Source organism: Alteribacillus sp. HJP-4 (genome assembly GCF_042139015.1).
Classification (GTDB): Bacteria; Bacillota; Bacilli; order Bacillales; family Marinococcaceae; genus JBHIKY01.
Genome location: NZ_JBHIKY010000024.1, coordinates 49320 through 59892 on the forward strand (window position 1 = coordinate 49320; position 10573 = coordinate 59892).

The following is a 10573-nucleotide window of genomic DNA, read 5'->3' on the forward strand; positions in this document are numbered from 1 at the left end:
CTTTTTGAAAGTCTGGCGCACATCAGGTACGCTACTTCTGCCACTTTTGGAGTTGTTTTGCACCTATCTCAAACGATATTTTGCACAATAAAGACCTAATAAAAAGCCATTTGTTTAATCAATGCTTGTGCTTTTAATCCAAATTATGATGCTGGCGATAAAAAATCTTATACTCGTTACTATGTAAGGATAGAGTGTTCCAATTGAATATAGACTAGTACCAATCAGCGGTCCCATTAACGTTCCCGTTCCTTGCGCAGTAGTCACAAGACCAGAAACAGCACCTTGTTCTATGGAGAATTTTGTTGCTGCCATCGCCCGAAAATTCCCGGTAGAAATATGTATACTGGCAAGAGCATACATTAAAATTGAAGGCAACTGGCTTATTAATTTGACAGGGATTTTTTAGCATACCACCGTCTAAGTAGATTGATATTCGCCTGATGATAACGGCTATGGTCTGCTATATGCCATATTCCCCAACGAATGGTTGCTTGTTTTTCGTTCTCATGTCCGAAGGAGACGACTCTTTCTAAATCAGCGTCTCTAAGTTGTGTGCAAGTTTCTTTCAACATTTTAATAACGTCTTCATAGTCGGACAACAGAGTAATCAAAGACTTATCTTTAACCATTGGAATCCTACCATTTGTATCTAACGCAGGTCCATATTTTTCTTCTGAAGAGGAAGGAAGTGATTGTCCTTTTATTCTATATACCCACTGAAGGTCAACGTATGTAAGGTGGTTTATTATCTGAGCAGTGCTATTAAAATTGTTGTTTGGCCCTTTGTAGTCGACTTCTTCTTGTGACATTCCTTCAGTGATTGATTTTAATCGTTGGTTATTTTCTTTCACAGCAGAATATAATATTCCCACTGTCGGGGACATATTTTTCTCACCAGGTAAATCGAAAAGCATCCTAGATTTCCTCCCTTTTTCAAGTTTGACTAGCATTTTTCCAATTCCTTTACCTCTGTAACTATTACTTATCATCATTCCAAAAGAACTGGTGTGAGTCAATCTCTTTATATTTGCTATTTACAACTTTTTTATTCACGCACACCTGTACACTGTATATCTCCTGATAAAAAGGATAGCAATGAAGTATTAGATAATCTGTATCTTTTGACTTCACCCACTTGATACATTTTTGAAACCTTGATATAATCGCATTTAATGTCACTTTTGGAGTTGTTTTGCACCTATTTTAAACGATAATTTGCACAAAACGGACCTAATAAAAAACCATCTGTTTAATCATTGATGGCTTCTCCGCAGTTTTATTTAATACCGATAACTAAACTGTCTCGTGCAGCCTCAACCACTTCTGTAGTTATCGTTTCAAGATTATTTATCTCGAGTATTCGATCAATTTGAGTGAACAGTCGTTGTATAAGCCGGAAATTCCCTTTGGTGATCTTAATGATTGTGGTTATTGCTTCATAATCGGAAAAGTCTTCGAGTTTTATGGAGAGACCTAACTCTTCCCACTTATACTCTAAAATGTGATGTGTTTCGTCTTTGCTCAAGTTAGCAAATTCGTGTGCAAATCCAATTCTGGAGAAAAGCTGAGGATATCGTGCCAATCGTTTCTCGATACCAGGCATGACTATAAATATCAATGCTATGTCATTCCGGTCATAGATATCTCTAAGCTGTTCTAAATGCTGCAATTTTAGCCGATCTATTTCATCAACAATAATCAAGTCTATATCTTCAAATGCATCGCCAGAGTAATATTCTTCCTCGCCTTGAGCGATCGTTCTATATGCAGCTTTTACTATTCTCATTTTTCCACCAATTAAGTTAATCTCGCTATACATTTTAGTCGCCCTTACAGCAGGAGCAGTATAAAAAATAGTTCTTGCTTTTAAAATCCTTTCGTCTGCATCTACACCGATTTCCTTTGCTGTCTTATATGCAATTTGCCTTTCGATGAAATCCCAATTTGCATAATACCTTGAGGATAATGTTTTTCCAACCCCTGGAAGTCCATAACAAATACCGATATATTTATATTTGATACAGGCTCCACAGAATTCAGCAAATCTCTTATATTCTTTTGTTTCAATAAATATTTGTCGCTTATTCATTGAAGTACCTCTTTAATTTTGATTTCTTTAATTTTGACTTATCCGGGTTGTCTTCTACAGCATTTTGCTTTGATAAAATGACTTCTTCCGCAACTGACTTTCTCACATTAATCTGCTTTTTTAAATCCCTTCTAACCTTATTTCTGTCTGAAACGATATCTTTTAAATCGATGGTATAATCGGAGATTTCAGGAGAAATTGCTGTACATAGGTATTCATCTTTATAGAAAACCCGTATCTCTGCAATATCTCTTGGATCATAACGGATAATAACAGTTTCACCTACGTATGCAGCAAGATTAGTATTGATATATCTTAATCCCTGGAAGCGAATGCCGTCCACATGAACTTTTCTTGGCTTTGCAACATTTAGCAGTAATAAATCAAGGTTCTCTATACTCTCAGGCATGTTAGGAAGAAAACCAGAATGACTCCATGCATGTATTGGTTCTTTTTTTGTCGTACTGTGAATCCTATGATGGTAATTATATATGATAAAATTCAATAATTTTTCATCCAACTCTTTCATGGTGATAAGTGAAGAATTAGTTTGATTTCTTATATAACCCGGAAGGTCCTGCAAAAATAATTGGTTAACGCTCAAGAAGAACCTTTCTATTTTCCCACGACCCCTTGGAACACCCACTGTGGAAAAGACAAGGTTAATTTTTAGATCAATGGCAACTTGTTCTAAGTGATTGGATGTGAAATCACTTCCATGATCCGTATAAAACTTTTCAGGAATACCACATATTTGCCAATCTGGATTATTCTTTCGCCATATTGCTTGGTGCAAGACCAGTGCGGTATGAATAGCAGTTGGGTCTTGAAAAGTTAAAAAATATCCAGCGATTGCTCGACTATACTCATCCATAATAATGGTCAGCCAAGGTCTACCCGGTTCTTCCTTTTCATTTAAAGCCATGATATCCAACGGAGTATGATCAGCTTGCCAAATTTCATTAGGATAGTTCGCTTCCCGACGGTGAATCAAATCATAACTATTTTGATATTCCTTTTTTCCTTCATAGGCTAGTTTTTTCATACTTGGTAAGAGGGTTTTTGAAATAGCATATACCTGGTTGTAACTAGGTTGTTGCCAATTGTTCTTTGTACATATTTTACAAATCTTTCGGTGGATGGAAGTGATTGAATTTCTTTTGAGGTTTAGAATTAAATTCTTAATCTCTTCTTGCACTGCTTTTTCTACTTTAAAGCTACCTGCATCTCCTCTATTTTTACGAACCAAACCTTTTAATCCAAATTGCTGGTACTTACTTATCCAATATCGAAGTGTTCGTGTGGAGATACCTGATTCTTCTACAATGACGTTTAATGATTTTTCATCGGAAAGATAAGGTTTAATTATCTTGAATTTTTCCATAGCGTTTTGTCTTTGTTCTTCTGAACACGAAGTCAATGGAGGGGGTTTCTTCATACAACCTGCTCCTTCCGACATTAAAAATCACCATTGTTATAAACTCTTGATTTCATCCTTATTTAAATATCGGTAAAGTGTGGCTTTGCTAATTCCAGTCATATCCACAATATCCTTTACGCTGTACTCTTCTGTATGATAAAGGTTCAACGCTCTGGAGATATTCTTATGATTCACTTTCGGTCTTCCGCCTTTTCTTCCTCTTGCTCTGGCACTTTTCAGCCCTTCTTTGGTGCGTTCTACAATCAAATCCCGTTCAAATTGGCTGAACGCTTGGAATACTGTCATCATTAGTTTCCCTTGCGGTGTGGATGTATCAAAATTCTCCTTATTGCTGATTAGTTTTACGTCTTGTTCTTCAAAGTAATTGACAAGATCTATTAAATCCTTCGTACTTCTTCCCAGACGAGAGAAACTTTCGACAACGACAACATCATGTGGTCTCAATTTGTCCTTTAAACGATTCAACTCAGGCCGATCCGATTTTGTCCCTGTCATTTTTTCCGTTAGTATTTCATTACAGTTATATGTTTTTAATAAATCTATCTGACGGGATAAATCTTGCTTCCGAGTACTGACTCTTGCATATCCATAAATGTATCGGTTCATCAAAAGATACCATCCTTTCAAACATATCGTATCACAAAGGGTGGTATAAGAGTCATAGATTTTGAATAGTTTTTTGAAACTAATATTCCAGCAATGATCAAGAAAAATTGAGCTGAGAAAATTCGTCTTAAAAACATTCGTTTTTGATACTTTGAACGCCAGTCCTGAGTAACAATTTATAGGGTGCTTTCTGATACAATACAGTTAAGAGCTATTAAAGAATTAGTCAAATTTGGTTTTGAAAAAATTCAATTAAATCGAATTCAAGGCAAATGTGATATTGATAATATTGGTTCAGAGAAAGTTATGTTGAAGGTTGGAATGTATTTTGAAGGTACTTTAAGAAAAAATGAATTTATCAAAGGAGAGTTTCGTGATACTAAGATTTTTTCAATTTTGAAAGAAGAATTCTTTTTAAGCTACCAGGGGTATTAATTGAAAGTCAATTATAGATTTGATGTTTACTTTTTAATGATCGATCTTCCACAATCGGGCGCAATTCTGTAAGAATGCGCCTTCTTTTATTGGACATCACCTTTAATTTATTAATTATTAGTTGTAAAATAATGAAGTGTATTAGAAATTATAATCTTCGTTTATGAACTGGAAAATTGTAGATAGGGTTCCGCTATTTTATAGGTCTGTGACCGAGGTCTACATCTTTTACAATTGTAAAAGGCACCTATTGACATAAAAGGTCCGAGGGGAAAGGTTCAGCGTATTTGTTATGCGTTGAAATCTTTCCTTTCGGACTTTTTTAATTTAAAGGAGGTTTTATTTGATGAAGAGAATTGATGAGTTAAAAGCTGGTGTTGCTGTTATTATTTTAAATGAAGAGAATCAAGTTTTGTTACAGAGAAGAGCTGATGTAGGATTATGGGGAATTCCTTCAGGACATATAGAAATCGGTGAAACAGTTTCTGAAGCAGCTATTAGGGAAGTAAAAGAGGAAACTAATTTAGATATAAGAATTAAAAAGCTGATTGGTATTTACTCTGACCCTAATTCACAAGTATTTGCTTATCCAAATGGTAAAGTAGTACATTTCATCACAACTTGTTTTCTTGCTGAAGTTACAGGTGGAGAACTGAGATGTAATTCAGATGAATCACTTGATATTAAGTTTTTTGGACAACAAAAATTACCACAAGACTTACTGAGAATGCATCCTCGATGGTTAAAGGATGCTCTTGCTAAAAGAGAAATGGCATTCATTCGTTAAAATGAAATCTTTATTGAAGTAAAGAGCCTAATTTCTCATTCAAAAGAAGGAGGAATTAAGATTTATATATTTATTCTACAGTGCAAAATAGCACATAAAAAAGGTGCAAAACAACTCCAAAAGTGACAGCTATGAATACCGATCCTGAGTAGAAAAAATTTATAATCGTTATTTCTATAAAGTAAAAGGCCAACTATAAGTTATTGACAACCATAAAAATCAGGAGTAGATTAATCTTGTAAAAGTTCATAAGACGCCTTTTTGATCGCTGAAACTGTTTGGCCAAACAGTACGGGGGAACCAAATTTGACGAATGTTTTTCGTCTTGGGGTGAATCTTAATTATCAAGATGGGATACTCTCGATCCCTAATCCGACAGCTAACCTCGTAAGCGTCCTATGAAGAGAGAAAAGGTCTCTTAGAGACCATTTCTTTGTGATGGTTTTTTTTTTTTTTTTATTTCAAAGGAGTGGAAAAAATGGCAAAAAGAAATAGCAAACAATTTGCAGTTATTGGTTTAGGGCGTTTTGGCGGGAGTGTATGCAAGGAGCTCTATAGACTCGGTCACGAGGTACTTGCTTTGGACATTGACAATGAAAAAGTTAGTGAGTATGTTCCTTTTTCTACCCACGCTGTTCAGGCTGATTCTATTGATGAAAGAGCATTAAAATCTCTAGGAATTGGTAACTTTGAACATGTGGTTGTTGCCATTGGAGATAACATACAAGCCAGTATATTAACTACTTTGGTATTAAAAGATATGGATATCCAAAATGTATGTGTAAAAGCGCAAAATCTTTATCACCAAAAAGTATTAGAAAAAATAGGGGCAGATCAAATTGTTCACCCTGAATATGATATGGGTATTCGAATTGCACAAAATATGGCTTCAGAAAAGATCATTGACCATATTGATCTTTCTGATGAATACAGCATTGTAGAGCTACTGGCTACTAGTAAAGTGCATAATAAAACGCTCATTGAATTAGATGTCCGCGCTACCTTTGGTGTGACTATCCTGGCTATTAAACCAGACGGAAATATTAATGTATCTCCCATGCCAGATGATGTGGTAAAAAAGGGAGATATAATTATAGTCATTGGGCACAAAAATGATGTGAAACGTTTTGAAGACGAGGGACTATAAGTGAGAGCATTACGAGACAAACACATTAACATGTCCCCACCTCAAACATTAGCCATTGGATTTTTAACAGCTATAGTTATGGGAACCATTTTATTGCTACTCCCTATTGCGACCTATCATCCAATAACGTTCATAGATGCTTTATTTACGTCTACCTCAGCTACTACGGTTACAGGGTTAGTCGTACTGGATACTGGAATAGATTTTACAACTTTTGGACAAGTTGTCATCATGATTTTAATAAAAATAGGTGGTTTAGGTTTAATGACCTTTGCCATTCTGATTGTTCTTGTATTAGGAAAGAGAGTTGGATTAAAAGAAAGAATTCTGGTCCAAGAATCATTTAATCAAACTTCTTTAGGAGGAATGGTTCGCTTAGTTAAACTTCTTTTAATTTTTTCCTTTGCTATGGAAATCATAGCTACTATACTTTTGTCTTTCCGCTGGGTTCCAGAGTATGGATGGTTCTATGGCATATACACCAGCTTATTTCATGCTATTTCAGCGTTTAATAATGCTGGATTTTCCCTGTGGACTAACAGCTTATCCTCTTACGTAGGTGACCCTGCAGTAAATATTGTTATTACCTTTCTTTTCATAACCGGAGGAATTGGGTTTGTTGTTTTGCATGATGTATATTACACAAGGAAATTTAGCCAACTATCCTTACATTCTAAAATCATGTTAACTAGCACAATCATCGTTAATGTAATCGCTATGCTGTTTCTTTTTGTATTAGAATATGGAAACCCAACAACATTAGGAAACTTGACTCTTTCTGAAAAGCTATGGTCCTCCTATTTTCAGGCAGTAACACCTAGAACAGCAGGGTTTAACACCCTAGATATAGGAAGCATGGAGACCAGTTCTATAATGCTAGTCCTGCTGCTTATGTTTATAGGTGCAGGAAGTGCCTCCACAGGAAGCGGGATAAAGCTTACAACGTTTATTGTTATTGTGTTAGCTGTGGTTACTTACTTAAAAGGAAAAAAGGAAGCCGTTGTATTTAAACGAACCATTTCTCCACATATCATTTCCAGATCGTTAGCTATTATGGTGATTAGTTTAATGGCGGTTTTCTTAGGTGTTTTTATACTATCCATCACAGAACATACTCCAATGTCACTGATTGTATTTGAAGTCTTTTCGGCTTTTGGTACGGTTGGTTTATCCATGGGAATGACTGATGAATTATCAGAGATAGGAAAGCTTGTTATTATTATTCTTATGTTTATGGGACGGATTGGTCCTGTAACATTGGCATTTGCTTTAGCGAGTTCGAAACAGAGTAACATAAGATATCCCAAAGGAGATATATTTACAGGGTAACTGATGTAGAAAAAGGATCGTATCAATACTTGATAATTCTCAAACTATAGAGTGCTCTTAAGAAAACGGCGCGCGATTTTATAAAAATCATTAGCCTAATTTCTCATTCAAAAAGAAGGAGGAATTAGGCTTTATATATTTATTCTACAGTGCAAAATAGCGCAAAAAAAGGTGCAAAATAACGTTGAAAGTGACACAATGTCGGCGCCAACCGCACAGACCATGGTTATCGGTACGTTTAGTACAGAAGCGATCGTACAGAGTGACCAAAAGACGGTTTTTCTTTTGGATCAGTCTGTCGTGGTGTCGCCCGGTCCATTATCTTTATTGATCAAATTATGTAGTACTTTAAAGACGATTTTAAGAACATTTCCTTTACTTCATTCAATAATGTATCACTCATAAATACCAAATCACCGTTATAACGGCCTCTTCACCCCAGAATCAACTTTATTTCTTTGCTAAAAAGAAGCTTACCGGCTATGAATCAGAGTCTTTTCTCTATGATAAATAAAGCAGCTTTGAAGCTGGTAAGAATTTGCTTTGGACGACTTAGAAAAAATCTCTTAACGTTGTAAATCTACGTTTTGCTGGCGATCCCCTTCATTTCTGAGGAAAAATGATCGATTACTTGGGACTTGAATAATTTTGCCGGAAAGTTTAACTCCCTGTCTTTACGGACAATAAGTCCGTGTGTAGAGAAAATTGGCGGACATAATGGCAACGTTTTGAATTGTTCTTCTTCAAGCTCTTTTTTTACAGCTAATTCCGGAATTAATGCAAAACCGATTCCGCATTTCACGGACTGTTTGATCATTTCAATACTTGGAAACTCCAGTGCACGATTCCCTTCAATTCCAGCTTCCTGCAAAAGCTTGTTAGCTTGTGTATGATATAGACAGCTCGTTCCAAAACTTATTACTATTTCTTCATAAAATTGATATCTTTTAGACTGAAAATGTACAAATATTCTATTTGGGGAGTACAGCTTGATGGGCATGGGGTTATTCCCTTCTTTTATAATCCCCACTGGGGTGGTATTCCGTTAGGCCTTAAAATATTCAATATCGTTTCTATAATGATCATATATCAAAAATGAAGAAGACATCTATTATATTCCTTTTGCTCAACTTGCTGACATTCGGAGGGAGGGATAATGGAAAAAGATCAATTATTAAAGTACTTAAATGAAAGAATCGAAGAGGTACAATTCAGGGAACCAACCAATCATGATGATTCCCTATTATTGTTAGGTGGTCGGCTTGCATAGCTTGCCGAAAAACCGCATTGTTATTTTCATAGGATCGAGAAGGTGCTTTATTCCCGTCTCTATCTAAACCAGTGGAATCCAACTGCGTGGCCTTTTTGAGAGGGTAAGAGTGCTTCTTTCGGGGATTTGCCGGCGATATAACGATCGAGATCCTTTCGAAACGCTGCGGTGGAAACCTGGCGTTTTTTTTTGCTGTTTTTCCTTCTTAGACTCAAATTATCTCATATTCTTACTTATGCTCTACGGTCCGATATCAATACAGGCGTTGACAAAAGCCATATAACAAGCTCTTAGAAGTTAGACCCCTAACTTAAAAAATAGACATCAAGAGGAAAGTTATAATAACGCATTGAATACCCGAAACAATAAAGAAATTTGTTGTACGTAAATCCCCATCTTTAATGAGTTTTTGACCAACATAATTAAAAATAAGGACAATAATGAGAGTCACGATAAAAGTTGTAATTATTTCCATTAATATCATTCTCCTATTTACATAAATTGGAATAAATAATAGAATTTAGAACATAAACATTGTATCATAATGTTTAAAAAAATTCTGGGAGGAATTTTATGAAAAAATTAGCCTTGATGGTGGTATCCGGACTGCTCATGATGATTGGGTTTACGTTTCAAGTATCGGCAGCTGAAGAAGAACCTGAGCCGTTAACGTCAGAACAACTTGCTGAAATCAACGATGCCCTTGAGGATTTAAGAATTGAAGCAAATGAAAAGTTAGAAAACGGAGAATCAGATTTCACAGTTAGTAAAGATTTATCGTTCGGTGAAGACCCTATTGAATTGACGTTTGAGGAAGGAAATGAAGTACAAGCATCTAATTCTAGCAGTAACTATTCAGCTAGTGTGAAAAATACGGCTGGATTTAATTTCTCTCACTCTATTTCAGGGACTTGGACTTACAGCGGAGGTGAAATTAATTCTGTATCTATGCATGAGCCAAGTTTAACTGGCGCTCTTTATGGAAAATCTGCCACACAAAATAGATCAGAACTTGATCCAAGTATTCAACAAATTTCCAGTGCTGGAACATTTAAAGCTCTTAAATATGCTCCAGTGGAATATAAAACAAATTTAGTTGTTCAAATTGATGGTGGTGGTAACTACCGCGTTATCAAAGCTACAATTAGTAGTTAAAAACATATACATAGATATAATAAAAGAAGAAATCGCCTTGATTGGCGATTTCTTTTTCTAAGTGTGCCCGGCATGCGCACACGCTATAGGGTTTAAGTCCCGAACGGTGAAGGTCGTTGTAGCCGTTAGCCAAAGGCAAGGGTGTCCATCGTGAGGTGGAATCTGAAGGAAGCTGGAGGCAAACCTCCGATCCGAGGAACACGAATCTCATACCAGGCTGTCCTTCTTGGATGAGACTGCTTAACAAGTCAAAGTCCGAACGACCAAAGGGACGGGCAGTAAATGAGGCGGGTACATGGAGAGGAAGTCTG

General features: G+C 36.0%; 12 protein-coding genes and 1 riboswitch. Of the genes, 5 read left to right on the forward strand and 7 right to left on the reverse strand.

Translation table 11 applies throughout. The features are described 5' to 3' along the window. Window positions 1–114: 114 nt before the first annotated feature. From ACE4RR_RS17505 to ACE4RR_RS17525, 5 genes are all read right to left on the reverse strand, one after another. The gene (locus tag ACE4RR_RS17505) at window positions 115–315 is read right to left on the reverse strand and encodes a hypothetical protein (protein ID WP_375536735.1); all 201 of its coding nucleotides are present in this window, start codon (window positions 313–315) and stop codon (window positions 115–117) included. Window positions 316–386: 71 nt separating this feature from the next. Further along, window positions 387–917: a DinB family protein gene (locus tag ACE4RR_RS17510; protein ID WP_375536736.1), complete on the reverse strand. Its 531-nt coding sequence runs from the start codon at window positions 915–917 to the stop codon at window positions 387–389. Window positions 918–1279: 362 nt separating this feature from the next. Beyond that, entirely contained in the window at window positions 1280–2092 is an 813-nt protein-coding gene (locus tag ACE4RR_RS17515; RefSeq protein WP_375536737.1) for an AAA family ATPase, read from the reverse strand. Further along, window positions 2085–3530: a Mu transposase C-terminal domain-containing protein gene (locus tag ACE4RR_RS17520; RefSeq protein WP_375536738.1), complete on the reverse strand. Its 1446-nt coding sequence runs from the start codon at window positions 3528–3530 to the stop codon at window positions 2085–2087. Before ACE4RR_RS17520 ends, ACE4RR_RS17515 begins: the two co-directional genes overlap by 8 nt. A gap of 36 nt (window positions 3531–3566) precedes the next feature. Beyond that, window positions 3567–4139 carry a recombinase family protein gene (locus ACE4RR_RS17525; protein WP_375536739.1) on the reverse strand — a complete coding sequence of 191 codons (573 nt, stop codon included), beginning with the start codon at window positions 4137–4139 and terminating at the stop codon, window positions 3567–3569. A gap of 183 nt (window positions 4140–4322) precedes the next feature. Here ACE4RR_RS17525 and ACE4RR_RS17530 point away from each other — a divergent pair, with 183 nt between their 5' ends. The 4 genes from ACE4RR_RS17530 (at window position 4323) to ACE4RR_RS17545 (ending at window position 7837) form a co-directional block, all read left to right on the forward strand. Next, entirely contained in the window at window positions 4323–4574 is a 252-nt protein-coding gene (locus ACE4RR_RS17530; RefSeq protein ID WP_375536740.1) for a GNAT family N-acetyltransferase, read from the forward strand. Between the two features lie 346 nt (window positions 4575–4920). Continuing rightward, a complete protein-coding gene (locus ACE4RR_RS17535) occupies window positions 4921–5361 on the forward strand; it encodes an NUDIX domain-containing protein (protein ID WP_375536741.1) in 441 nt (146 codons plus the stop codon). Between the two features lie 256 nt (window positions 5362–5617). Beyond that, window positions 5618–5771: riboswitch (cyclic di-AMP (ydaO/yuaA leader) on the forward strand. 68 nt (window positions 5772–5839) lie between these two features. Continuing rightward, on the forward strand, window positions 5840–6508 hold the full coding sequence (locus tag ACE4RR_RS17540; protein WP_375536742.1) for a potassium channel family protein: 669 nt from the start codon (window positions 5840–5842) through the stop codon (window positions 6506–6508). A 30-nt stretch (window positions 6509–6538) separates the two neighbouring features. After that, window positions 6539–7837, forward strand: a complete 1299-nt coding sequence (locus ACE4RR_RS17545; RefSeq protein WP_375536749.1) for a TrkH family potassium uptake protein — start codon at window positions 6539–6541, stop codon at window positions 7835–7837. 580 nt (window positions 7838–8417) lie between these two features. Here the strand turns inward: ACE4RR_RS17545 and ACE4RR_RS17550 are convergent. Further along, window positions 8418–8867 carry a substrate-binding domain-containing protein gene (locus ACE4RR_RS17550; RefSeq protein WP_375536743.1) on the reverse strand — a complete coding sequence of 150 codons (450 nt, stop codon included), beginning with the start codon at window positions 8865–8867 and terminating at the stop codon, window positions 8418–8420. 813 nt (window positions 8868–9680) lie between these two features. Between ACE4RR_RS17550 and ACE4RR_RS17555 the strand changes: the two genes are divergently transcribed. Beyond that, a complete protein-coding gene (locus tag ACE4RR_RS17555; protein ID WP_375536744.1) occupies window positions 9681–10262 on the forward strand; it encodes a hypothetical protein in 582 nt (193 codons plus the stop codon). Here the strand turns inward: ACE4RR_RS17555 and ACE4RR_RS17560 are convergent. Then, window positions 10252–10573, reverse strand: a 322-nt coding sequence (locus ACE4RR_RS17560) for a hypothetical protein (RefSeq protein WP_375536745.1), incomplete at its 5' end; no start/stop codon positions are given. The two genes, ACE4RR_RS17555 and ACE4RR_RS17560, sit on opposite strands and share 11 nt — an antisense overlap.